Raw genomic sequence first — 23,146 nt, forward strand, 5'->3', positions numbered from 1 at the left:
TTCTCCAATGCACTATTTCTTCTGCGGTTCGTCGCCGTGGGTTTCGCGGATTTCTTCGCCATCCCGGATGACTTGGTCTTCCTTTTCCTGCATCTTGTCGCTCTTCTTGGTATCGCGCGGCGGCAACTGGATGCTTTCTTCGGCTTCAATTCCTCCTTGCAACTGGCGTCCGCGTTCCATCTCGGCATCGAACTCCGCTCCGAACAGCAAGGACATGTTCAGGATCCAGAGCCAGAGCAGCATGATGATCACGCCGGCCAGGGCGCCGTAGGTCTTGTTGTAGTTGCTGAAGTTGGCGACGTAGAAGCCGAAGCCCAGCGACGCGAGGGCGAAGATCACCAAGGCGATCAGGGAGCCCATGCTCATCCAACGGAACTTGGGCTGCTTCACATTGGGCGTGAAGTAGTACAGCACCGCAATGATGACGATAACTACCAGAATGAGGACCGGCCACTTGGCAATGTTCCAGACGGTCAGGAAGGTCTCCGACAATCCGATGGCGCCGCCAATGGCTTCAGCCACGGGACCGCTCAAAACCAGCATGGCTGCGGCAAGCGCGGCACCGACTACCGCAACGATGGTGACGGCGAGCATGGTCCCCCGGAGCTTGATGAAACCACGGCCTTCGTCCACTTCATAGACCCGGTTCATGGCCCGGCTGAAGGCTGTGGTGTAGCCGGAAGCGGACCAGAGCGCCACCACAATGCCCAGGATTAACGCAAAGCCTGCCGTGTTCGACTGCGTCAGTTCCTCGATCGGCTGGCGCATGGCGTCAACGCCGGGCCCCGGCGCGAACTGTTGGACTATATCCAGCAATGACGACGTCGTCTTGCCGGCGTCTCCGAAGATTCCGATCAGGGAAACCAGCGCCAGGAGGGCTGGAAACAGGGAGAGGACTGCGTAATACGTCAGGCCCGCAGCGGCGTCGGGGCATTGATCCTTACTGAACTCCCGGAGCGTCCGCTTGGCGATGTACATCCACGTGGGTTTGGCGAGGTCGTTGGGACTGTCAGGCTTGCGCGAATCTTCCGGGGAAGGTGCGGTCTGAGCCTTGGCAGTGCTGGTGTGGGCTGAGTCTTGAGTAGTCATGGGGCACTCGTCCGTGGGGTTGGGTTTTCGCGAACAACTGACCCATCAATAGTAAGCATGCTGATGAATCATGCGGAAGAACCCACGCCGAATTACCGCCGGCGACCCCGGAAGATTATCGCGGCCCCCACCCACCCTGCCAGCCCAAGGCCAAGGCACCAAGCCGCGGCGAGCCACCCCGAGGCTCCAGCATCGCCGCCCAGCAGGAAAGCCCGCAGGGCCTCGGTGACCGGCGTAAACGGCTGGTGCTCGGCGAAGCCCTGCAACCACGACGGCATGGTTTCCGGCTTCACGAAAGCACTGCTGACATAGGGCAGGAAAATGGTGATACTCGTGAGGCCGCTGGCAGCTTCCGGACTGAGGAGCAGCCCCGCCAGGGTGGACAGCCAGGTGAAGGCAAGGACGAAAGCCAGAAGCAACGCAACCGCCGCAAGAACGCCCCCAACGGTTGCCTGCGGCCGAAACCCCAGGACAAGGGCGCAGCCCACCAGTACCGCACTCGTAGCCAGATTCCGCAGCGTACTGGCCACCACATGGCCCGCCAATACGGTGGACCCCGCAATAGGCATGGTCCGGAACCGGTCCACCACGCCGGACGTGATGTCCTGGGCCACGCTCACAGCAGTTTGTGACGACCCAAAGGCCGCACACATGAGCAGAAGTCCCGGCATCACGTAATTCACGTAGCCTCCGCCGGATTGAATGGCGCCGCCGAACACCCAGACGAAGGCAAACAGGATGCCCACGGGCACCATCAGTGAGATCACGATGGAATCCACGGTCCTCATCGTGCGGAAAAGTTCGCGCCCGACCATGGTTCGCGTGTTCGCGACATACAGGAATACCGCAGTCATCACCGCGCCTCCTGCTTTGCCGTCAACGCCAGGAAGACATCATCCAGCGTGGGCTTGATGATCGAAATACTACTGGCCGTGCATCCCGCAGTACCGAGGACGGCAATAACAGAGGTGATTGCCGCGGCACTGTCAGCGGTTCCCATGCGGACGGTGAGCAGCTCAGCATCGTAGCTCAGGGCAGCGTCCGCACCTCCACTTTCGCTTCGGATCAGAGCCACTGCCTTGCCAAAGTCCTGTGGGTCCTGGAAGCCGAACTCCACATGGCCGGCGGGTACCAACCGCTTCAACTCCTCGGCCGTTCCCTGCGCCATGATGCGCCCGTCATTCAATACGGCAATGGAGTCCGCCAACTGATCAGCCTCTTCAAGATACTGGGTGGTCAGGAACACTGTGACGCCCTGCTCCGACAAAGTCCGCACGGCATTCCACACCGCCAGCCTGCTTCGCGGGTCCAGCCCCGTGGTGGGCTCGTCCAGGAAGAGAATCTCCGGTTGCCGCACCAGGCTCATGGCAAGATCCAAACGCCGGACCATTCCTCCTGAGTAGGTGGATACCTTACGACCCGCTGCCTCGTGAAGATCAAAGTCCCGCAGCAACTCATCAGCCCGACTGTTGGCCTTCGCACCGCCCAGGAGATGCAGTCGGCCGATCATGGTCAGGTTTTCCCTGCCGGTGAGGAAGTCATCCACCGCTGACGCCTGACTGGTGACGCTGATGAGGTTCCTGACAGCGGCGGCCTGACGCCCGACGTCGAACCCTCCCACGGTGGCCGTCCCGCCATCGGCGCGCAACAGCGTCGTAAGGATAGCCACCAGCGTAGATTTACCTGCCCCGTTGGGCCCGAGCAAGGCAAAAACACTACCTGCCGGGACCGTCAAGCTGATGCCGTCCAACGCGGCTTTTCCTTCATAGCTTTTTCGAAGATCTGAAACATCCAGCGCCAATCCAGTACTCATCGAACACCCTCCAAGTGTTTACGGCATAAACTGTTTATAGCATAAACAGTTTATTTGTGTATACCCGAAACAGTTAGGCTGGCTGTGAAGGAAGGAAGCCATGCCACACAAGAAGCCCGACGCCATGGAACTGCCTCCTGGCATCGCGATTGCCTGGGGTCTTGAACGGCCCTCCACCCGGGGCGCCAAAGCGGAACTAAGCCCTGCCCGGATCGTGGAGGCCGCCATCCGTCTTGCGGACAGCGAAGGGCTGGCCGCCGTTTCCATGGCGCGGGTGGCCAAGGACCTTGGCTTTACGTCAATGTCCCTGTACCGCCACTTGCGCTCCAAGGAAGAGCTTCTGGTCCTCATAGTGGACGCGGCATTCGGTGAGCCGGACTTTGTCGCATCCCCTGCCACCGAAAGTGACGAGCCTGACTGGCGAACCGGCACACGCAGGTGGGCCAAAGCCATAGAACAGCGCTACCGGAAGCATCCCTGGATCCTCGACTACCCTGTCACCGGCCCTCCAGCTTCACCCCACGAGCTTCTCTGGCTGGAACAGCTTCTACGGGCCCTCGCCCCCACTCCATTGACGGCATCGGAGAAGCTCAATTCCGCCCTGATGCTGGCCAACCTGGTTCGCTCCAGCACCCGGATGGAACTCGACGTGGCTGACAATGATTCGCCTGCAGCCTTTGAGTCCTACGTGGGCTTACTCTTCAAACTCCTTGACCCTAAAGAACATCGCGAAGTCCTGGGCCTGTTCAGCGACCCCGGGCTTGCCGTCATGGAAGACGCCGGGGACGAGCTCAGCTTCGCGCTGGAACGCTACTTGGACGGCATGGAGGCTCTTATGGTGCGCCGCGAGCCCATCGACCGTCAGGATTAAGCCCCGACTCCTCCGAGTGGGCTACGCCAGCTTGCTCGCCAAAAGGAACTCGAACGGCGACTCAATCACAGACCGGATCACTTGGCCTGCAGCGCCCAGGAGCGTCCCGGAATGCTCAAGGCCGGATACGGTCAGGTTTTTCGGTTCCAGCAGCCCAGGCGCGTAGCGCTCCAAGCTGGCCAGCAACGCCGGCCTCAGCCACTCCGCCAGCAAGGCAAAGTGTCCACCGAGGACTATGGCGTCAATATCCATCAAGCGGGCTGAAGAGGCGAGCGCGACACCCAAATACCGCCCGGCGTCGTGAACTGCCTTCAATGCGTTCGGATCCTGGGCGGCCAAAGCGGCGAGAAGCTGCGCAGTTCGTTCACCCAGGGAGCCTTCGGGAATGCTGGCCGCGTCGAAGATGGCCTCCTGGCCAGCGAAGGTTTCAAGGCACCCCGCCCCACCGCAGGAACACGCAGGCCCCTCCGGGTGGACCACAATGTGGCCCAGTTCGCCCGCTGACCCCCCGGGCCCAAGGTAGAGGTCCGAGCCGATGATGACACCGCCACCAACACCCACTTCACCGGAGACATAGAGAAAGTCCGCAGGGCCATTGCCGTACCAAAGCTCGCCAAGAGCTGCACTGTTGGCCTCGTTGGACAGCCGGACGCCAAGTGGCGCGCCTTCGAGCAACGAGCCCGGGTCCAGTTGCTCATTCTCCCAGTGCAGGTTCGGGGCGGAAAGGACGATGTTCCGCTGCTCATCCACCAGGCCCGGTACGGCCAGTCCGCCACCCAGGATGGCGACCTTTTCGGCCGCCGCTGCGGCAACGGCTTCGGCCACCAGGTCCCGCAGCCGTTCCATGACGTCTCCGGGCGCCATCCCCCGGTTCCGTGACTCAACGGTGGAGTGGAAGCGGAGATTGCCTCCCAGGTCCACCAGTCCCACAGCCAGATAGTCCACGTTGATTTCCATCCCCACCACGCCACGGCGTGAGCTGAGTTCCAGCCCTTGGCCGGGCCTTCCCCGCTCGCCGTCGCGGTAGAGGCCCACTTCAGAAACAAGGCCCGATTCCACCAGATCCGCCACCAGGCTGGAAACCGCCGCCTTGGTCAGCCCCGTGCCCGCCGCGAGCTGCGCGCGGCTGGGCTTCGCATCGCCTGTGCGCGCAATGGAGTCCATGACCAGCGAAAGATTTCGACGACGGACATCGCCGACGCGGCCGGGCGCTGCTGACTCGTTCATTGGCGTGGGACTCCCTGCGGATGTGAAAAATTGTTGCTGGCTTCCATTGACCATGATCCATCATCCCCCATATAGTTCAGATTGAAAACTAATTGGAGTGCTTTTCTTCGCCTCCTCCCCCAGTGCTTTGCAAAGGAGCAAAATGACCCCGCAGCCCACCCCGCAGGACCGCTTCACCTTTGGCCTCTGGACTGTCGGTTGGACCGGCGCCGACCCCTTCGGTGTTGCCACTCGCCCGGCCCTGGACCCGGTGGAAGCAGTGCACAAGCTCAGCGAGCTTGGTGCTTACGGCATCACTTTCCACGACAATGACCTGATTCCTTTCGATGCCACCGCATCCGAACGCGACCTTATCCTCAAGAACTTCAAGGCCGCTTTGGCAGAGACCGGCCTGAAGACGCCAATGGTCACCACCAACCTGTTCAGCCACCCCGTTTTCAAGGACGGCGGCTTCACCTCCAACGATCGTTCGATCCGCCGCTTCGCCCTGAGCAAGATCCTGCGCAACATCGACCTCGCCGCCGAGCTTGGCGCCGAAACGTTCGTGATGTGGGGCGGCCGCGAAGGCAGCGAATATGACGGTTCCAAGGACCTGTCCGCAGCGCTGGACCGCATGAAGGAAGGCGTGGACACCGCGGCCGGCTACATCAAGGAAAAGGGCTACGACCTCCGGATTGCGCTGGAACCGAAGCCGAACGAACCCCGCGGCGACATCTTCCTCCCCACCGTTGGACACGGTCTGGCATTCATTGCCCAGCTGGAACACGGCGACATTGTGGGCCTCAACCCGGAGACGGGCCACGAGCAGATGGCCGGGCTGAACTTCACCCATGGCATTGCCCAGGCCCTGTGGGCAGGCAAGCTCTTCCACATCGACTTGAACGGCCAGCGGGGCATCAAGTACGACCAAGACCTGGTCTTCGGCCATGGCGACCTCACCAGCGCCTTCTTCACGGTGGACCTGCTGGAGAACGGCTTCCCCAACGGCGGACCCACGTACGACGGCCCCCGCCACTTCGACTACAAGCCTTCCCGCACCGACGGCTACGACGGCGTATGGGAATCAGCCAAGTCCAACATGTCCATGTACCTCCTGCTGAAGGAACGCGCTCTTGCTTTCCGCGCGGATCCCGCAGTCCAGGAGGCCCTCGCCACGTCCGGAGTCTTCGAATTGGGCCAGCCCACCTTGAACGCCGGAGAAACCACTGCGGACCTGCTGGCTGACGCCAGCGCTTTCGAAACGTTCGACGCCGATCAGGCCGCCGAGCGCTCGTTCGCCTTCGTCCGACTCAACCAGCTGGCCATCGAGCACTTGCTCGGCGCCCGCTAAACCACACCCACCCGTCACAGCCCCGCCGCCGGGCCGCCAAACTTTGGTTTGGGGCCCGGCTCCGGTTCGCCAAAGGAACAAACGTATGCCTCTCGTAGCCGGGATCGACAGCTCCACCCAGTCGTGCAAAGTGGTGATCCGGGACTCCGCCACCGGCGCGTTGGTGCGCCAAGGCCGGGCGCCCCATCCAGAGGGCACGGAAGTCCATCCTGATCATTGGTGGACAGCCCTTCAGGAAGCCATCAGAGAGGCAGGCGGCCTGGACGACGTCGACGCCGTCTCCGTGGGCGGCCAGCAGCACGGGATGGTGTGTCTCGACGACGCCGGGAATGTCGTACGTCCCGCCCTTCTATGGAACGACACACGCTCCGCGCCCGACGCAGAAGAGCTGATCCTTGAAGCCGGCAGTGGCGACGCTGCTGCCGGGGCCGCGAGCTGGGCGTCCCGCACAGGAACCGTTCCTGTGGCCTCGTTGACGGCCACCAAACTCCGCTGGCTGGCCCGGAACGAACCAGAAAACGCCCGACGCACCGCCGCCGTGTGCCTGCCGCACGATTGGCTTTCCTGGCGGCTGGCCGGACACGGCCCTGGCAGCGGACCAGCATCGCTGGAACTCCTGCGCACCGACAGGTCCGACGCTTCAGGCACGGGCTATTTCTCGGCCAGCAACGGCGAGTATCTGCCGGAGGTGCTCGAAAGCACGCTCGGCCATGTGCCCATCCTGCCCGCCGTGGCCGGGCCCTTGGAAGTTGCGGGCAAGACACCCGGCGGCGCTTTGATCGGGCCCGGAGCAGGTGACAACGCCGCAGCAGGTCTGGGCGTCAGCGCAGCCGTCGGCGACGTTGTTATTTCCATCGGAACATCCGGGACCGTATTCGCAGTGTCGGACGTTCCGGCGCAGGATGTCAGTGGACTGGTTGCCGGTTTCGCCGATGCCACGGGCAACTTCCTTCCCCTCGCCTGCACGCTCAACGCGACACGGGTCTTTGATGCCACGGCCGCATTGCTCGACGTAGGTTTAGAGGAACTGGGCGTCCTGGCGCTCTCCGCTCCAGAGGGTGCTGGTGGGCTGACTTTGGTGCCGTATTTCGAGGGCGAACGGACACCCAACCTGCCTGATGCCACGGGCTCACTCCACGGCATCACGGTCTCCAACTACACGCCGGCCAACCTGGCCCGCGCCGCAGTGGAGGGCGTGCTGTGTGCACTGGCGGACGGGTTGGCGGCGCTGCAGGCACAGGGCGTCTCCGCGCAGCGCATCATTCTGGTGGGTGGAGGTGCGCAATCGGAGGCCGTCCAGCAGGTGGCTGCTTCGGCCTTTGGACTGCCGGTGTTCGTACCCCGCCCCGGTGAATATGTCGCCGACGGCGCTGCCCGCCAAGCGGCAGGCGTCCTCACGGGCCAGTTGCCTGAGTGGCCGTTGGATGGCGTGGACGTGAAACCCCGGGAAATCGCCGGGACTGCCCCCTTCCTGACGAGGTACCGCCAGTACGCCGCCAAGGTGGCCATGAGCTGATCGTGGCTGTCGGTGCTCTATCGTGACAGGGTGAGCTCAGATCAATCTGCACCAGCCCGTCCGCCTGTCATGGAGGACGTTGCCCGCGTGGCGGGGGTTTCCCACCAGACCGTTTCCCGGGTGCTGAACAACCACCCCAACGTGAGTGCCAAGACCCGCGAGCGCGTTGAAGAGGCCATTACGGAACTGGGTTATCGCCGGAACACGGCGGCACGCAGCCTGGTGACCCGCCGCTCCCAAACCATCGGAGTCCTCGGCAGCGAGATGGCCCAATACGGTCCGTCCCACACGCTCCTCGGCGTCCAGCAGGCGGCACGGGATGCTGGCTACTTCGTCAGCGTCGCAGCCCTGCGGGAAGTGACGCCCGAGACCATCAAGGACGCCGTCGCCCACTTCATGGACCAGGGTGTTGACGGCATTGTGGTGACTGTGCCCCACCCCGGCACCTTCGATGTCCTGAGGGACATCACCGTTCCAGTGCCCTTGGTGGCCGTGGGCTCAGTCGGCGACGAACACCTCAGCGGCGCCACCGTCGACCAGCGGCAGGGCGCCAAGCTCGCCGTCGAGCACCTCCTGGGTCTCGGCCACCAGAGGATCGGCCACCTTTCCGGGCCGGCTGACTGGATTGACACCTCTGCCCGTATTGACGGCTGGCAGGAGGCACTGAAGGAGGCCGGGCTTGAACCGGGAACCTTGATCGAAGGCGACTGGAGCGCTGAGTGCGGTTACCGCGAAGGCCTGAAAATCGCCGCCGACCGTTCAGTGACGGCCCTTTTCGTGGCCAATGACCAGATGGCCCTCGGCGTCCTGCGTGCCCTCAACGAGACCGGCGTGCAGGTACCCGCCGAGATCAGCGTGGTGGGCTTTGATGACCAACCCGAGTCCGCCTACTTCATCCCGCCGCTGACAACGGTGGCGCAGGACTTTGAGGAACTCGGCCAGCGCTGCATCGGCCTGCTGCTGGATCGATTGGAGAACGGCGACATCGTTTCAGCCGCCACCGTGACGCCGCGCCTGGTCATTCGCGCCACCACGGCGCCCCTCGCCGACTAAGCCCACGTCCCGCTCCTGAACCCAACCAGGGGACTGCTCTTGACATCAAAGTTGTGAGCGCTAACAATTGCATCAGACCTTCTTCACTTTTCCACCCCGACCCCCGGCAATGAGGCCTTGGCCAGCCGGATGGAGACCCCATGAATACCTCTGAATTCCTCCCGCTGGACGAGCAGTTCGTCATCGGCGTGGACTATGGCACTTTGTCCGGGCGCGCCGTCGTCGTCCGCGTATCGGACGGGGCAGAACTTGGCAGCGGTGTGTTCGAGTATCCGCACGCCGTCGTGTCGGAAAAGCTCCCGGGTTCCGGCCAGCGACTGCCGGCTGACTGGGCCCTTCAGGTCCCCAACGACTACCGCGACGTCCTGCGCAAAGCTGTACCGGCCGCCGTCGCCGATGCCGGAATCAACCCGAAGAACGTGGTGGGCATCGCCACCGACTTCACTGCCTGCACCATGGTCCCGACGACGGCGGACGGCACGCCGCTGAACGAACTGGAACGATTCGCGGACCGGCCCCACGCGTTCGTGAAGCTGTGGCGCCACCACGCAGCCCAGCCGCAGGCTGACCGCATCAACAAGCTTGCTGAAGAGCAGGGCGACTCCTGGCTTCCCCGCTACGGCGGCCTGATTTCCTCGGAGTGGGAGTTCGCCAAGGGACTTCAGGTTCTGGAGGAGGACCCGGAAGTTTACGGCGCCATGGATCACTGGGTTGAGGCAGCCGACTGGATCGTGTGGCAGCTCTGCGGCAGCTACGTCCGCAACGCGTGCACCGCGGGCTACAAAGGCATTTACCAGGATGGAAAGTACCCGTCCGAGGACTTCCTCGCAGCGTTGAACCCTGATTTCAGGGGTTTCGTGTCGGAAAAGCTGGAACACACCATCGGTCGCTTGGGCGACGCCGCCGGCTACCTCACCGAGGAGGCCGCAGCTTGGACCGGGCTTCCTGCCGGAATCGCAGTGGCCGTGGGAAATGTTGACGCCCACGTCAGCGCACCGGCCGCGAACGCCGTGGAACCCGGACAGCTCGTAGCCATCATGGGCACGTCCACGTGCCACGTCATGAACGGCGACGTGCTGCGCGAAGTCCCCGGCATGTGCGGAGTCGTAGACGGCGGCATCGTGGACGGCCTCTGGGGTTACGAAGCAGGCCAGTCCGGAGTTGGCGACATCTTCGGTTGGTTCACCAAGAACGGCGTCCCGCCGGAGTACCACCAGGCCGCCACAGACAAGGGCCTGGGTATCCACGAATACCTGACCGAACTCGCGGAGAAGCAGGCAATCGGCGAGCACGGCCTGATCGCACTGGACTGGCATTCGGGCAACCGCTCAGTACTGGTGGACCACGAACTCTCCGGCGTGGTGGTGGGCCAGACCTTGGCCACCAAGCCTGAGGACACGTACCGGGCGTTGCTGGAAGCCACGGCTTTCGGCACCCGCACCATTGTGGACGCCTTCCGCGATTCCGGTGTTCCGGTCAAGGAATTCATCGTGGCGGGCGGGCTTTTGAAGAACAAATTCCTGATGCAGGTCTACGCCGACATCACTGGCCTGCAGCTCTCCACCATCGGTTCCGAGCAGGGTCCTGCGCTGGGCTCGGCGATCCACGCAGCCGTCGCTGCCGGGAAGTACAAGGACATCCGCGAAGCTGCCGCTTCCATGGCAGCAGCTCCCGGCGCGGTCTACACCCCCATCCCGGAAAACGTGGCGGCCTACGAGGTCCTCTTCCAGGAATACAAGGCCCTGCACGACTACTTCGGCCGCGGCACCAACAACGTCATGCACCGCCTCAAAGCCATCCAACGCGCCGCGATCCAGGGTTCGGAACAACGTTCGGGACAACGTTCGGGACAACAAGGCCCAGCCACCCAGTCCAGTGCCCTCGAAGGAGCTTCCGCATGAGCACCCTGCTGGAAACCATTGCAAGGGTCCGCAAGGAAGTCTGCGAGCTGCACGCCGAGCTGACCCGTTACGAACTGGTGGTCTGGACGGCCGGCAACGTCTCGGGCCGGATCCCCGGGCACGACCTCATGGTCATCAAGCCATCGGGTGTTTCCTACGACGACCTCACACCGGAGCTCATGGTGGTCACCGACCTCTACGGCACCCCGGTCAGGGGCATGAACACCGGAAGCGCCGGAACCGTGGACTGGGGCAACCCGGACCTCTCGCCGTCTTCCGACACCGCCGCCCACGCCTACGTCTACCGGCACATGCCGGAGGTAGGCGGCGTTGTCCACACGCATTCCACCTACGCCACGGCCTGGGCTGCGCGCGGCGAAGAAATCCCCTGCGTGCTGACCATGATGGGCGACGAGTTCGGCGGCCCCATCCCCATTGGACCGTTTGCGCTGATCGGGGACGACTCGATCGGCCAAGGCATCGTGGAAACCCTCAAGAACTCAAACTCCCCCGCGGTCCTGATGCAGAACCATGGGCCGTTCACCATCGGCAAGTCAGCCCGCGAGGCCGTCAAGGCAGCGGTGATGTGTGAGGAAGTGGCCCGGACAGTCCATATCTCCCGGCAACTCGGTGAGCCCCTGCCCATCGACCAGGCCAAGATCGAGTCCCTCTACGACCGATACCAGAACGTTTACGGCCGCTGACGCGGTCATCCAGAAGCCACCTCGAAAACCCAAGAGCACCCAGGAGCCACCACAATGCCCAGCGCCAACACCACATCCGCCAACAACACGTCCCTGGGTCAGTACGAGGTCTGGTTCCTCACCGGCAGCCAACACCTTTACGGCGAGGATGTCCTCAAGCAGGTGGCAGCGCAGTCGCAGGAGATTGCCAACGCCCTGAACGCCAGCAGCGACGTCCCGGTCAAGCTCGTGTGGAAGCCGGTTCTCACTGATTCCGATGCCATCCGCCGCACCGCCCTGGAAGCCAACTCGAATGACTCCGTGATCGGCGTGACCGCCTGGATGCACACGTTCAGCCCGGCCAAGATGTGGATCCAAGGCCTGGATGCGCTCCGCAAGCCGTTGCTGCACCTTCACACGCAGGCCAACCGGGACCTTCCTTGGGCTGACATCGATTTCGACTTCATGAACCTGAACCAGGCAGCCCACGGCGACCGGGAGTTCGGGTACATCCAGTCGCGCCTCGGTGTGCCGCGGAAGACCGTCGTCGGGCATGTCAGCAACCCTGACGTTGCCCGCCAAGTGGGTGCGTGGCAGCGCGCCTCGGCCGGCTGGGCCGCCGTCCGCACGCTCAAGCTGACCCGTTTCGGCGACAACATGCGCAACGTCGCCGTCACCGAAGGCGACAAGACCGAAGCCGAGCTACGCTTCGGCGTCTCGGTGAACACCTGGTCCGTCAACGAGCTCGCCGAGGCTGTCCACACGGCCGCAGAGTCCGACGTCGACGCCTTGGTTGCCGAGTACGAGCGCCTTTATGAGGTGGCTGACGAGCTGAAGGCCGGCGGTGCCCGCCACGAGTCGCTGCGGTATAGCGCCAAGATCGAGCTGGGCCTTCGCAGCTTTCTGGAAGCCAACGGATCCGCAGCGTTCACCACGTCCTTCGAAGACCTGGGTGAGCTGCGCCAACTCCCCGGCATGGCTGTCCAGCGCCTCATGGCGGACGGTTACGGCTTCGGCGCCGAGGGTGACTGGAAGACAGCCATCCTGGTCCGCGCCGCCAAGGTGATGGGCGGCGACCTGCCCGGTGGCGCGTCGCTTATGGAGGACTACACCTACCATCTGGAACCGGGTAGCGAGAAGATCCTGGGCGCCCACATGCTGGAGGTCTGCCCGTCGCTGACCGCCACAAAGCCGCGCGTTGAGATCCACCCGCTGGGCATCGGCGGCAAGGAAGATCCCGTCCGCATGGTGTTCGATACCGACGCCGGCCCCGGCATCGTCGTCGCCCTGTCTGATATGCGCGATCGGTTCCGCCTGGTCGCGAACGTGGTGGACGTCGTCGACCTTGACCAGCCGCTCCCCAACCTGCCGGTGGCCCGTGCACTCTGGGAGCCGAAGCCCAACTTCGCCACCTCCGCTGCCGCGTGGCTCACCGCCGGTGCCGCGCACCACACGGTATTGTCCACGCAGGTGGGCCTTGAGGTATTCGAGGACTTCGCCGAAATCGCCAAGACCGAACTCCTCACCATCGACGAAGGCACCACCATCAAACAGTTCAAGAAGGAACTCAACTGGAACGCCGCGTACTACAAGCTGGCCGGCGGCCTGTGAGCACTGAATTCACGCTGGGCGCGGGCGGTTATACAGCAGTTGTGACCGCCCGCGCGGCCGCCCTTCGTGTCCTCCAGTTCGAGGGCCGGGACCTGGTTGTCCCGTTTCCGGAAGGTGGTCCCATCCCGGACTACCGCGGCGTCATCGCCGCACCGTGGCCCAACAGGATTGCTGACGGCGCGTACGTTTTCGATGGCACCAAGCACCAACTTCCAGTCAACGAACCAGAACGGGAAACAGCACTGCACGGCCTCGCCTTCCCGCTCGACTGGATGCTGAAGGAGTCCGACGCCGGGTCGCTCACCCTGACGTGCACGGTGGGTCCGACGGCGGGCTACCCCTTCGTCCTGGAGCTTGAGGCACGGTTCGCCCTGGACGACGCCGGGCTTCACACCTCCGTGACAGCCCGGAACGCCGCCGACATCGCCGCTCCCTACGGCGTGTGCCCGCACCCGTACCTCGTGGCCGGTTCTTCACCGCTGGATGAGTGGGTCTTGGAGTTTGCCGCCGATTCGTTCCTTGAGGTCACCCCGGACAGGCTCCTGCCCGTTGGCGTCCTGCCAGTTGAAGGCCACGCTTTCGACTTCCGTTCCCCGCGCGCTGTCGGCAGCACCGAGATCGACCACGCCTTCACAGGCATAACGTTCGACGGCGGGCTGGCGCGGCTTTCCGTGCGGGACCCGGCGGGCACCGGCGTCGGAGGGTCCGGCGTCGGGATGTCATGGGACGAAAGCTGCCCGTGGCTGCAGATCCACACGGCTGACAAGCCGGCACCCCTGCCCAACCGCCTGGGCCTGGCCGTGGAACCCATGACCTGCCCTCCGGATGCCTTCAACAGCGGCACGGACCTGATCCGGCTGGAACCGGGCGCCGAGCACACGGCGTCATGGAGCATCTACGCCCTGTAGCGGCGAGACCTTCACCTCAATGTATGAGAAGTTGAAGCTATGGGGAATGTGAAGACCGGATTCAGGCAACTTATTGGCGTGGCTGTTGTGGGCACGCTCGCGCTGAGTTCGTGTGGCATCCCGGCACCGGGCGAGACCGTGCCACATGATTCGGAAGCGGGAAAGACCCTCGCGGAAGCCCGGGAAGCCTTGGAAGCGGTGCCTGGCATCACCGTCACCGACTGGTCCGGAGGAGACAAGCCAAACGTCAAAAGCAACACCGGATACGCCGTGGAGTTTGAAATCGACCCCGGCTACAGCGTCCAACGCGGCGACCTTCTCATCGACTACGTAGTCCGCCTCATCTGGTCGATCGGAGAGGGATATATGCCCACCGAAGAACTACGCCTCGTCGTTACCACTGCCGAATGGGAACCCTTTTTCGACCTCGCTGCGGCAACGGAAGCCGCCCACCTGACCGCCAAGGCAACCCAGATCGGCGACCGGAGCGCAGTAGTCATTCCCGTGGATACCGACGACCCGGACGGCGAACGGAACCTGTCCCGCATCGCCACGAACGGGCGGTGGCCGATCGATGTCCCCGCGGCGCTGCCCCCGGACATTACCGTCAAGCGAGGCTAAGCGAACCCGCAGTGCTTTGGCGGACCACCAGCTCAGGCGTGAACACCACGGACCGGTGCTTGGTCCCGCCGCTCTCCTGCTCCTCCGCCAGAAGCTCGATCGCCGTACGGCCCAGGGCCTCGGTGGGCTGCCGGATGGAGGACAACGGCACCACTGCGGAGATGGCGAAGTCGATGTCGTCGTAACCAATAAGCGCGATGTCCTCGGGGATCCGGACGGTCCGCAGCATCGTCAGGGATTGCATGACGCCGAGCGCCAAGAGGTCGTTGGAGCAGAACACCGCCTCAGGCCGAAGTTCGGGGGCGCGTTCCACCAGGCTGTTACCAACCTGTCGGCCTGCAAGAACGGTCTGCCCGGCGGAGTCGAGGACTTCAACGCTGGCCCCTGACACCTCGGCCACGGCACGCTGCGCGCCCTTGAGGCGGCTGGCTACCTGGCGGATGGAGGGCGTACCAACAAAAGCCAGACGACGGCGGCCCAGGTCCAGCAGGTGCTTGGCGGCCAGATACCCGCCTTCCTGGTCATCCACGGACACTGAGCTGCAGCGATCGGTGTCTGCAAGTTCATCCACCAACACAGTGGGGACGCCGCGTTCGCGCAGGGTGTCGATGCGCTCCCCCACGTCACCCACGGGGGAGATGAGCAGGCCCTGGACACGCTGCTCCTGGAAAAGGTCAATGTAATGGGCTTCCCGGGAGGAGTCCTGGCCGCTATCCCCTACCAGCACCACGCTCCCAAGCGCCGTAGCAGCATCCTCCGCGGCACGGGCCACCGAGGAGAAGAAGGGGTTTCCCACGTCCAGCACAATCAGGCCGATGGTCCTGCTCTGCCCGGCGCGGAGCTGGCGGGCGGCGTCGTTGCGCACAAAACCCAGTTCTGCGATGGACTTGAGGACACGTTCCTTGGTTCGTTGCGACACACGATCCGGATAGTTGAGCACATTGGAAACAGTTCCCACTGCTACCTGGGCGTGGGTTGCAACGTCTTTGATGCTGGCTGTCTGGGACATGCTTTCCGATCTCCGTTGGCTGACGTCAATGTGCTGGAAACGCCTTGACACCCTCCCGTTTCCGAGGGTAATTTGAATCGTAACAAATGAAACGATTCAAAGACGAGTGACCCTGGAGAACCGCACATGAGGGTTTGTTTCCGCTCCTCAGTCCACCCGGAACTGATGGCCGAGTACAAGCAACGCCACGCCGCAGTCTGGCCGGAAATGCTGAAAGCGCTGAAGGATGCCGGCTGGAACAACTACTCGTTGTTCCTCGCACCGGACGGCCAGTTGATCGGCTACTTGGAGTGCGAAGACTACGAAGCCGCCCAAGCCCGCATGGCCGTGACAGAGGTCAACGCGCGCTGGCAGGCCGAAATGGCCACCCTCTTTGCGAACAGCGATCTTCCACCGGACCAGGGCTTCGAGGTGGTTGAAGAAGTTTTCAACCTTGAGGACCAACTTGCCGCCGCAGCCGCCGTCACGGGGCCATATGCCGTCACGGACACAGTCACCGGCGCACACATTAATACAGACTCAGCCGCCCACGAATACCAAAAGGAACAAGCATGAACACCACAGAATCGGCCCTGGGCCGTCTAGGGGAACTGGCCATTGAAGTGCCGTCCTGGGCCTACGGAAATTCCGGGACCCGGTTCAAGGTCTTCGGCACCCCGGGTACTCCGCGCACCGTCCAGGAAAAGATCGCCGACGCCGCCAAGGTCCACGAGCTCACCGGACTGGCCCCTACGGTGGCCCTGCACATTCCGTGGGACAAAGTGGATGACTACGCTGCACTGCGCGAGTACGCATCAGGGCTGGGCGTGGGGCTGGGCACCATCAACTCCAACACGTTCCAGGATGACGAGTACAAGTTCGGCTCCCTCACCTCGTCCAACGAATCTGTACGCCGCCGTGCCATCGATCACCACCTGGAGTGCATTGAGATCATGCACGCCACCGGTTCCAAGGATTTGAAGATCTGGCTGGCCGACGGCACCAACTACCCGGGCCAGGACGATATCCGCGGCCGCCAGGACCGCCTGGCAGAGTCTCTCCAGGAGATCTACGCGGGCCTCGGCGACGAGCAGCGCCTGGTTCTGGAGTACAAGTTCTTCGAGCCCGCTTTCTACCACACCGATGTTCCGGACTGGGGTACCTCCTACGCACAGACCCTCGCCCTGGGCGAGAAGGCGTTCGTCTGCCTGGACACCGGCCACCACGCTCCGGGCACCAACATCGAGTTCATCGTCATGCAGCTCCTGCGCTTGGGCAAGCTCGGCTCGTTCGACTTCAACTCCCGCTTCTACGCCGATGATGACCTGATTGTTGGCGCGGCTGATCCTTTCCAGCTGTTCCGCATCATGCACGAGGTCATCCGTGGCGGCGGTTTCGGCAAGGATTCAGGCGTCGCACTGATGCTGGACCAGTGCCACAACCTGGAAGAGAAGATCCCGGGCCAGATCCGCTCGGTCCTCAACGTCCAGGAAATGACCGCCCGCGCCCTGCTCATTGACACCGCAGCGTTGTCCGAGGCACAGCGTGCCGGCGATGTCCTGGCCGCCAACGGCATCTTCAACGATGCCTTCTACACCGACGTCCGCCCGGTCCTGGCCGAGTGGCGCGAATCCCGCGGCCTCCCCGCCGACCCGATGGCCGCGTACAAGGCCAGCGGATACCAGAAGAAAATCAACGAGGACCGCGCAGGCGGCCAGCAAGCCGGATGGGGCGCGTAAGGCATGAACATGCAGAACACAGGCAAGACTGTTGAAGAACTGATCTCCCGTTCCAACCGCCTCGGTGCGGACAAGCGGAACACCAACTTCGCCGGCGGCAACACCTCCGCCAAGGGCACAGAGAAGGACCCTGTCACGGGCCAGGACGTCGAGCTCCTCTGGGTCAAGGGTTCCGGTGGCGACCTCGGCACACTGAAAGCTGAGAACCTTGCCGTACTCCGGCTGGACCGGCTGCAGGCGCTCAAGGATGTTTACCCCGGCGTCGAGCGTGAAGACGAAATGGTGGCCGCGTTCGATTACTGCCTGCACGGCAAGGGCGGCGCAGCGCCGTCGATCGATACCGCCATGCACGGCCTCGTTGACGCTGCCCACGTTGACCACCTGCACCCGGATTCCGGCATCGCCATCGCCACCGCGGTGGACGGCGAAGCACTGACCTCCAAGGTCTTCGGCAGCAAGGTTGTCTGGGTTCCGTGGCGTCGCCCCGGTTTCCAGCTGGGCTTGGACATCGCGGCGATCAAGGAAGCCAACCCGCAGGCCATCGGCACCATCCTGGGCGGCCACGGCATCACTGCCTGGGGTGCCACCAGCGAAGAGGCCGAGGCCAACTCGCTCTGGATCATTGACCAGGCCGAGAATTACATCAAGGAGAACGGCAAGTCCGAGCCCTTCGGCGCCACACTCCCCGGCTACAGCGCCCTCCCGGAGGCTGAGCGCAAAGCCAAGGCAGCCGCCCTCGCTCCCGTGATCCGCGGCCTGGCCTCCACGGACAAGCCGCAACTGGGGCACTTCAGTGATGACGCCGTCGTTCTTGAATTCCTTGCCTCGGAAGAGCACCCGCGCCTCGGCGCACTGGGCACCTCCTGCCCGGACCACTTCCTGCGCACCAAGGTCAAGCCGCTGGTCCTGGACCTGCCCGCTGACGCCTCGATCGAAGACTCGGTCACCCGCCTGAAGGAACTTCACGTTGCGTACCGGGAGGATTACCAGGGGTACTACGACCGTCACGCTGATGAGAACAGCCCCGCCCTCCGCGGCGCGGACCCGGCCATCGTGCTGGTTCCCGGCGTGGGCATGTTCTCCTTCGGCAAGGACAAGCAGACCGCCCGCGTGGCCGGGGAGTTCTACCTCAACGCCATCAACGTGATGCGCGGCGCCGAGGCCATCTCCACCTACGCCCCGATCGAGGAATCCGAGAAATTCCGCATCGAGTACTGGGCGCTGGAAGAAGCCAAGCTCGCCCGCATGCCCAAGCCGAAGTCGCACGCCACCCGCATCGCGCTGGTGACCGGTGCGGCGTCGGGCATTGGCAAGGCGATCGCCACGCGTTTGGCGTCCGACGGCGCGTGCGTAGTGATTGCCGACCTGAACCTTGAGAACGCGCAAAAGGTAGCCGAGGAACTGGGCGGTTCCGACGTCGCCATCGGCGTCCAGGCTGACGTCACCGACGAAGCCCAGATCGCAGCCGCCATCCAGGAAGCCGTGCTCGCGTTCGGCGGCCTGGACCTGGTGGTCAACAATGCAGGCCTGTCCATCTCCAAGCCGCTGCTGGAAACCACGGAAAAGGACTGGGACCTCCAGCACAACGTCATGGCCAAGGGCTCGTTCCTGGTGTCCAAGGCCGCGGCCAAGGTCATGATCGATCAGGGCCTGGGCGGAGACATCATCTACATCTCCTCCAAGAACTCGGTCTTTGCCGGTCCGAACAACATCGCCTACTCCGCCACCAAGGCTGACCAGGCCCACCAGGTCCGCCTTCTCGCCGCCGAACTGGGCGAATACGGCGTCCGCGTCAACGGCATCAACCCCGACGGCGTGGTCCGCGGCTCCGGCATCTTCGCCGGCGGCTGGGGCGCCAAGCGCGCGGCCGTGTACGGCGTGGACGAGCAGGAACTGGGCAAGTACTACGCCCAGCGCACGCTCCTCAAGCGCGAAGTCCTCCCGGAACACGTGGCCAACGCCGCGTCCGTGCTCACCAGCAACGAACTGTCGCACACCACCGGCCTCCACATCCCCGTGGACGCCGGCGTCGCGGCAGCATTCCTCCGCTAGGACTGACAGTGAACAACGGAACCACCGCGAACACCGTCCCGGCACACGCCGGGGCGGTGTCCGGCCCCAACGCAGTGTTCGCCGCCGTCGATATCGGCGCGTCCTCCGGCCGCGTCATGCTGGGCCGCGTCTCACCTGAATCCGGGGTGTCCCTCGAGACGATTCACCGCTTTCCCAACGGGGTCGTAGAGCTCGACGGCGGCCTCCGCTGGGATTTCGACGCCCTGTTTGCGGAGGTTCTCAAGGGCCTGGCGGCTGCCGCTGCGGTGGCGCGTGGGAACGGCGAGCGCATCGTGAGCATCGGCATCGACACGTGGGCGGTGGACTATGGCTTGGTGAACGACGCCGGTCACCTCACCTCGGTGCCGTTCAGCTACCGGGACGAGCGCAGCCGGGCCACTGTCCAGCGGGTGCACTCAGCAATTTCTCCTGAAACGCTGTACGCCACTACGGGCCTGCAGTTCCTGCAGTTCAACACCCTCTACCAGCTCGCAGCGGAGCCGAACCTTGACGGTGTGCAGGCCCTGCTGATTCCGGACCTGATCGCCTTCCTGCTGACAGGAAAGCGCCGGACCGAAGCCACCAACGCCTCCACCACCGGCCTGTTCGATGCCGTCGCCGGAGAGTGGGCCACCGAATTCCTGGACGCTCTGGGACTGCCCCGGAACATCTTCCCGGAGCTCATCCAGCCGGGGGAAACCGTGGGCACACTGTTGCCCGGGATCCTTGAGCAGACTAGCCTCCCCGCGGACACTACAGTGGTTGCCGTGGGTTCGCACGACACCGCCTCGGCCGTGGCAGCGGTCCCCGCGGAAGATCAGGATTTCGCGTACATCTCCTCAGGGACTTGGTCGCTTGTAGGCGTGGAGCTGGACAAACCCGTCCTCACAGAATCCAGCCGCCAAGCCAACTTCACCAACGAACGAGGCGTGGACAGCACCATCCGTTACCTCCGCAACGTGGGTGGACTGTGGTTGCTCAGCGAATGCCAACGCGCGTGGGCCGCGGAAGGCTACACCCAGGCACTCCCGGCGCTGCTGGACTCGGCGGCCGCACTTCCTGCCGGCGGTCCGCAGATCAATGCCGATGATCCTGCGTTCACGGCCCCGGACAACATGCCGGACCGTATCCGCGCAGCCGTGCGCAACACCGGCGCGGTGCTCCCGGACCGGCCTGCCGCCGTCGTGCGGTGCATCATGGACAGCCTCGCGGCCGGGTACGCCCGAACGCTGGCCGACGCCGAGCGCCTTACGGGCCGCAGCACCAGCGTGGTGCACATTGTGGGCGGCGGTTCGCAAAACCGGCTCCTGTGCCAGCTCACTGCCGATGCCACCGGCAAGCCCGTGGTCGCCGGACCTGTGGAAGCGACCGCACAGGGCAACGTCCTGATGCAGGCACGCGCGGCAGGGGTGGTAGCCGGTGGGCTGGCCGAGCTGCGTGCGCTGGTGGTGGCAGGAACGAGACTGGAACGCTACGAGCCGGCTGAACGTCTGGTACGTCACAGCGCCGGATGAGGGTGCCGCGCTAAACTGATCGCATTATGATCCGCACAATGTTCAAGTCCAAGATCCACCGCGCAACGGTGACCCATGCCGACCTCCACTACGTCGGTTCTGTCACTGTCGACCTGGACCTCCTGGACGCGGCCGACATCCTCCCCGGCGAACTGGTTTCCATCGTGGACGTTACCAACGGCGCCCGGCTTGAGACGTACACGATTGCCGGCGAGCGCGGTTCCGGCGTGATCGGTATCAACGGCGCGGCGGCCCATATGGTCCATGTTGGCGACACCGTCATCCTGATCACCTACGCCGAAATGACCACGGAGGAAGCCAGGGCTTACGAGCCCCGGGTTGTCCACGTGGGCAAGGACAACAAGATCCTGCAGCTCGGCAACGACCCCGCAGAGGGCCACACCCCCGGACTCATGCGCCCGCCGCACGCCCTGAGCAACGCGGCGCACCTCAGCTAAGGTTCCACAACAACGATCGACGCCGGCTCTCAGGTGAGTGCCGGCGTCGAGCGCGTTTGGGCTGCTTAGCCGACGGAAGCAGGAGCCTGGAGGGGTGACGTTGCACCATTGCCCAGTGCGGATGCTGCGTGCCGGGCGGCGTCGAGGCCGCTCTCAATGGCACCGTCGATGAACCCTCCCCAGCCGTTGGCGAAGTCGGATCCCGCGAGGCGGATTCTTCCCTCCGACCTCTGGAGTTCCGCCAGGTACCGGGTGAGGTAGCCGGTGTAATGCATGGGCCAGGTGGACCGTGCATGCTCATCGGCAACCCAGTCGTGTCCGGCGACGTCGAGCACTGTCAGCCCCGGGACTATTGCGTCCAGGTGTGCTTGAGCTGCGGCAACGTCCTGGACATCCACGGCCCCGGCGTCCGGGCCGAAGCAGACCAAGGTGGTGGTGTCATGATCGATGTACTCGGCTTGGACGAAGTTGAGTGCTGCTGACTCGGGCCCAAACGCGACGAACCTTTCCTGCCGGCCGTCCACCTTGACCCATAATTTCGCGCCGCGGCCTGCCTGCCCCCTTGCCGCCGCCTCCCGTTTGCCGGGCGACAGCGCTGGTTGAATGTCAATGTCGTTCAGCACGCTCAGCGGCAGTGCGAGAATGAGCTGGCGGGCCGCGTATTGCTTTCCCGCTTCAGTGGTCACAAGGACCTGTTGACCATCTTGGTCGATGGACGCGACCCTCTGGTTCAGCCGCAGCTCTGCCGTTGAGTCCACAAGGATCGCCTCGGCCAGCCGGCGGGTGCCGCCGTCGATCTTGAAGCTCGCGCACGCCTCGAACATCAGCTGCCAGTCACCACTGGCCACCGCGCACCAACGCAGCGCCTGGGTGTAGGCCGCTTGATCCAGCCTGCCGTTGAAGTTCAGCGTCCAGAAGGATCTCAGGAGCCGGCGCTGATCATCAGGAAGCTCCAGGCGTTCGATGGCTTCCGAAAGCGTGAGCCCGTCGATGTCCGCCACGTCGGGGTTATCCAAGGGTGACCACGGCATCGGGAAGTAGCGCCTTGAGTCAGCCAGCAGCAGACGGTTGGGCCCATCCAGCAGTTCCATCAAGCTTTCAGCGGTGCCTTCATGCCGCTGTCCATCCACGGTCCAGAGAGCCTTGGTGAACTCCGGCCCGGGTAGGGCTTTGATCCCGTAGCGCCCCATTTCCGCCCAGACGTACGGCTGGGTCCAGTGCACCCAGGTGCCGCCGAGTTCCAGATTCCGGCTAAGGCGCTCCGCCAGGTGGGTTCGCCCGGCGATGCGGTCCTTGGCTTCCAGCAGCATGGTGGTGTAACCGCTGCGGGACAGTTCCCTTGCTGCTGTGAGACCGGCAAAACCTGCCCCGATAACGATGACGTCGGAGGTTTCCACTTGCCCGTTCCTCAGCTGTAAACGAAGAATTCGACGGTCGGCTCCAGGACACTCCAGCGGGTCATTGCCCCTTGGACAGGGAAGCCATGGAACCTTCTTTCAGCTCAAGGGTGCTCCCGCCCTTGATCTCGATGCGGAGGTGGCCGGAGACGACGTAAATGGTTTCATCCTGGTCAATCGGCAGGTCGAACGGTTCCGGTGCTTCCTCCGGTGTGACTTTCCAGATGCCCCCACTCAACACCTCGTTTCCGTTGTCACCGGGGCGTCGAAGCCATTGGACCGTGCCGAGGGCAAAGGGTTCAAATGCTGCATGGTCAAGGTGGGCATGAAAGACCTGGGACATGGTGTGGCTCCTCTATGGTGGTGGATTCGCGG

At 63.8% G+C, this 23,146-nt stretch carries 21 protein-coding genes; 14 read left to right on the forward strand and 7 right to left on the reverse strand.

Annotated elements, in window-relative coordinates:
- Positions 1-12: 12 nt before the first annotated feature.
- The 3 genes from CGK93_RS20705 to CGK93_RS20715 form a co-directional block, all read right to left on the reverse strand.
- A complete protein-coding gene (locus tag CGK93_RS20705) occupies positions 13-1,089 on the reverse strand; it encodes a YihY/virulence factor BrkB family protein (protein ID WP_089596443.1) in 1,077 nt (358 codons plus the stop codon).
- A 92-nt stretch (positions 1,090-1,181) separates the two neighbouring features.
- The gene (locus CGK93_RS20710; RefSeq protein ID WP_089596444.1) at positions 1,182-1,943 is read right to left on the reverse strand and encodes an ABC transporter permease; all 762 of its coding nucleotides are present in this window, start codon (positions 1,941-1,943) and stop codon (positions 1,182-1,184) included.
- Positions 1,943-2,902 (reverse strand): ATP-binding cassette domain-containing protein, encoded by a 960-nt coding sequence (locus CGK93_RS20715; protein WP_089596445.1) that lies wholly within the window; start codon positions 2,900-2,902, stop codon positions 1,943-1,945. The genes CGK93_RS20710 and CGK93_RS20715 overlap by 1 nt, the downstream gene beginning before the upstream one ends.
- Before the next feature lie 100 nt (positions 2,903-3,002).
- Here CGK93_RS20715 and CGK93_RS20720 point away from each other — a divergent pair, with 100 nt between their 5' ends.
- Positions 3,003-3,773, forward strand: coding sequence for a TetR/AcrR family transcriptional regulator (locus CGK93_RS20720; protein WP_089596446.1), 771 nt, complete (start codon positions 3,003-3,005; stop codon positions 3,771-3,773).
- A 21-nt stretch (positions 3,774-3,794) separates the two neighbouring features.
- On the opposite strand, the gene CGK93_RS20725 is transcribed toward CGK93_RS20720, so the two are convergent.
- Positions 3,795-5,000 carry an ROK family transcriptional regulator gene (locus tag CGK93_RS20725; protein WP_198318283.1) on the reverse strand — a complete coding sequence of 402 codons (1,206 nt, stop codon included), beginning with the start codon at positions 4,998-5,000 and terminating at the stop codon, positions 3,795-3,797.
- A 142-nt stretch (positions 5,001-5,142) separates the two neighbouring features.
- On the opposite strand from CGK93_RS20725, the gene xylA reads away from it, so the two are divergent.
- The 8 genes from xylA to CGK93_RS20765 all read left to right on the forward strand — a co-directional run bounded on the left by xylA (position 5,143) and on the right by CGK93_RS20765 (position 14,623).
- Entirely contained in the window at positions 5,143-6,330 is a 1,188-nt protein-coding gene (gene xylA, locus CGK93_RS20730; RefSeq protein WP_089596447.1) for a xylose isomerase, read from the forward strand.
- Between the two features lie 85 nt (positions 6,331-6,415).
- Complete coding sequence (xylB, locus tag CGK93_RS20735; RefSeq protein ID WP_089596448.1) at positions 6,416-7,846, forward strand: xylulokinase; 1,431 nt, start codon at positions 6,416-6,418, stop codon at positions 7,844-7,846.
- 69 nt (positions 7,847-7,915) lie between these two features.
- Positions 7,916-8,899 (forward strand): LacI family DNA-binding transcriptional regulator, encoded by a 984-nt coding sequence (locus CGK93_RS20740; protein WP_089596449.1) that lies wholly within the window; start codon positions 7,916-7,918, stop codon positions 8,897-8,899.
- A 140-nt stretch (positions 8,900-9,039) separates the two neighbouring features.
- Positions 9,040-10,800, forward strand: coding sequence for a ribulokinase (gene araB / locus CGK93_RS20745; protein WP_089596450.1), 1,761 nt, complete (start codon positions 9,040-9,042; stop codon positions 10,798-10,800).
- The gene (locus CGK93_RS20750; RefSeq protein WP_089596451.1) at positions 10,797-11,504 is read left to right on the forward strand and encodes an L-ribulose-5-phosphate 4-epimerase; all 708 of its coding nucleotides are present in this window, start codon (positions 10,797-10,799) and stop codon (positions 11,502-11,504) included. The genes araB and CGK93_RS20750 overlap by 4 nt, the downstream gene beginning before the upstream one ends.
- Positions 11,505-11,558: 54 nt before the next feature.
- The gene (gene araA / locus CGK93_RS20755; protein ID WP_089596452.1) at positions 11,559-13,094 is read left to right on the forward strand and encodes an L-arabinose isomerase; all 1,536 of its coding nucleotides are present in this window, start codon (positions 11,559-11,561) and stop codon (positions 13,092-13,094) included.
- Positions 13,091-14,002 carry an aldose 1-epimerase family protein gene (locus CGK93_RS20760; protein WP_089596453.1) on the forward strand — a complete coding sequence of 304 codons (912 nt, stop codon included), beginning with the start codon at positions 13,091-13,093 and terminating at the stop codon, positions 14,000-14,002. Before araA ends, CGK93_RS20760 begins: the two co-directional genes overlap by 4 nt.
- Positions 14,003-14,041: 39 nt before the next feature.
- Entirely contained in the window at positions 14,042-14,623 is a 582-nt protein-coding gene (locus CGK93_RS20765) for a hypothetical protein (protein ID WP_089596454.1), read from the forward strand.
- On the opposite strand, the gene CGK93_RS20770 is transcribed toward CGK93_RS20765, so the two are convergent.
- Entirely contained in the window at positions 14,610-15,632 is a 1,023-nt protein-coding gene (locus CGK93_RS20770) for a LacI family DNA-binding transcriptional regulator (RefSeq protein ID WP_089596455.1), read from the reverse strand. The two genes, CGK93_RS20765 and CGK93_RS20770, sit on opposite strands and share 14 nt — an antisense overlap.
- 126 nt (positions 15,633-15,758) lie before the next feature.
- Between CGK93_RS20770 and CGK93_RS20775 the strand changes: the two genes are divergently transcribed.
- Genes CGK93_RS20775 through panD form a run of 5 tightly spaced genes read left to right on the forward strand, consistent with a single transcriptional unit; the run spans position 15,759 to position 21,374 of the window.
- Positions 15,759-16,187, forward strand: a complete 429-nt coding sequence (locus CGK93_RS20775; protein WP_089596456.1) for an L-rhamnose mutarotase — start codon at positions 15,759-15,761, stop codon at positions 16,185-16,187.
- Positions 16,184-17,350 (forward strand): L-rhamnose isomerase, encoded by a 1,167-nt coding sequence (gene rhaI / locus CGK93_RS20780; RefSeq protein ID WP_089596457.1) that lies wholly within the window; start codon positions 16,184-16,186, stop codon positions 17,348-17,350. The genes CGK93_RS20775 and rhaI overlap by 4 nt, the downstream gene beginning before the upstream one ends.
- Before the next feature lie 9 nt (positions 17,351-17,359).
- Positions 17,360-19,402, forward strand: coding sequence for a bifunctional aldolase/short-chain dehydrogenase (locus tag CGK93_RS20785; protein ID WP_089597662.1), 2,043 nt, complete (start codon positions 17,360-17,362; stop codon positions 19,400-19,402).
- A gap of 8 nt (positions 19,403-19,410) precedes the next feature.
- A complete protein-coding gene (locus tag CGK93_RS20790) occupies positions 19,411-20,916 on the forward strand; it encodes a rhamnulokinase (RefSeq protein ID WP_089596458.1) in 1,506 nt (501 codons plus the stop codon).
- Positions 20,917-20,942: 26 nt separating this feature from the next.
- The gene (gene panD / locus CGK93_RS20795; RefSeq protein ID WP_026267226.1) at positions 20,943-21,374 is read left to right on the forward strand and encodes an aspartate 1-decarboxylase; all 432 of its coding nucleotides are present in this window, start codon (positions 20,943-20,945) and stop codon (positions 21,372-21,374) included.
- Positions 21,375-21,439: 65 nt separating this feature from the next.
- Here the strand turns inward: panD and CGK93_RS20800 are convergent, their stop codons facing one another.
- Complete coding sequence (locus tag CGK93_RS20800; protein ID WP_089596459.1) at positions 21,440-22,771, reverse strand: flavin monoamine oxidase family protein; 1,332 nt, start codon at positions 22,769-22,771, stop codon at positions 21,440-21,442.
- A gap of 61 nt (positions 22,772-22,832) precedes the next feature.
- The gene (locus tag CGK93_RS20805) at positions 22,833-23,114 is read right to left on the reverse strand and encodes a cupin domain-containing protein (protein WP_232481440.1); all 282 of its coding nucleotides are present in this window, start codon (positions 23,112-23,114) and stop codon (positions 22,833-22,835) included.
- Positions 23,115-23,146: the final 32 nt, after the last annotated feature.

It is taken from the genome of Arthrobacter sp. YN (genome assembly GCF_002224285.1).
GTDB lineage: Bacteria > Actinomycetota > Actinomycetes > Actinomycetales > Micrococcaceae > Arthrobacter.

Excerpts from the sequence above, each read along its gene's own strand:
- CGK93_RS20705 (WP_089596443.1), bottom strand. The coding sequence starts at position 1,089 with ATGACTACTCAAGACTCAGCCCACACCAGCACTGCCAAGGCTCAGACC.
- CGK93_RS20710 (WP_089596444.1), bottom strand. The coding sequence starts at position 1,943 with ATGACTGCGGTATTCCTGTATGTCGCGAACACGCGAACCATGGTCGGG.
- CGK93_RS20715 (WP_089596445.1), bottom strand. The coding sequence starts at position 2,902 with ATGAGTACTGGATTGGCGCTGGATGTTTCAGATCTTCGAAAAAGCTAT.
- CGK93_RS20720 (WP_089596446.1), top strand. The coding sequence starts at position 3,003 with ATGCCACACAAGAAGCCCGACGCCATGGAACTGCCTCCTGGCATCGCG.
- CGK93_RS20725 (WP_198318283.1), bottom strand. The coding sequence starts at position 5,000 with ATGAACGAGTCAGCAGCGCCCGGCCGCGTCGGCGATGTCCGTCGTCGA.
- xylA (WP_089596447.1), top strand. The coding sequence starts at position 5,143 with ATGACCCCGCAGCCCACCCCGCAGGACCGCTTCACCTTTGGCCTCTGG.
- xylB (WP_089596448.1), top strand. The coding sequence starts at position 6,416 with ATGCCTCTCGTAGCCGGGATCGACAGCTCCACCCAGTCGTGCAAAGTG.
- CGK93_RS20740 (WP_089596449.1), top strand. The coding sequence starts at position 7,916 with ATGGAGGACGTTGCCCGCGTGGCGGGGGTTTCCCACCAGACCGTTTCC.
- araB (WP_089596450.1), top strand. The coding sequence starts at position 9,040 with ATGAATACCTCTGAATTCCTCCCGCTGGACGAGCAGTTCGTCATCGGC.
- CGK93_RS20750 (WP_089596451.1), top strand. The coding sequence starts at position 10,797 with ATGAGCACCCTGCTGGAAACCATTGCAAGGGTCCGCAAGGAAGTCTGC.
- araA (WP_089596452.1), top strand. The coding sequence starts at position 11,559 with ATGCCCAGCGCCAACACCACATCCGCCAACAACACGTCCCTGGGTCAG.
- CGK93_RS20765 (WP_089596454.1), top strand. The coding sequence starts at position 14,042 with ATGGGGAATGTGAAGACCGGATTCAGGCAACTTATTGGCGTGGCTGTT.
- CGK93_RS20770 (WP_089596455.1), bottom strand. The coding sequence starts at position 15,632 with ATGTCCCAGACAGCCAGCATCAAAGACGTTGCAACCCACGCCCAGGTA.
- CGK93_RS20775 (WP_089596456.1), top strand. The coding sequence starts at position 15,759 with ATGAGGGTTTGTTTCCGCTCCTCAGTCCACCCGGAACTGATGGCCGAG.
- rhaI (WP_089596457.1), top strand. The coding sequence starts at position 16,184 with ATGAACACCACAGAATCGGCCCTGGGCCGTCTAGGGGAACTGGCCATT.
- CGK93_RS20785 (WP_089597662.1), top strand. The coding sequence starts at position 17,360 with ATGCAGAACACAGGCAAGACTGTTGAAGAACTGATCTCCCGTTCCAAC.
- panD (WP_026267226.1), top strand. The coding sequence starts at position 20,943 with ATGATCCGCACAATGTTCAAGTCCAAGATCCACCGCGCAACGGTGACC.
- CGK93_RS20805 (WP_232481440.1), bottom strand. The coding sequence starts at position 23,114 with ATGTCCCAGGTCTTTCATGCCCACCTTGACCATGCAGCATTTGAACCC.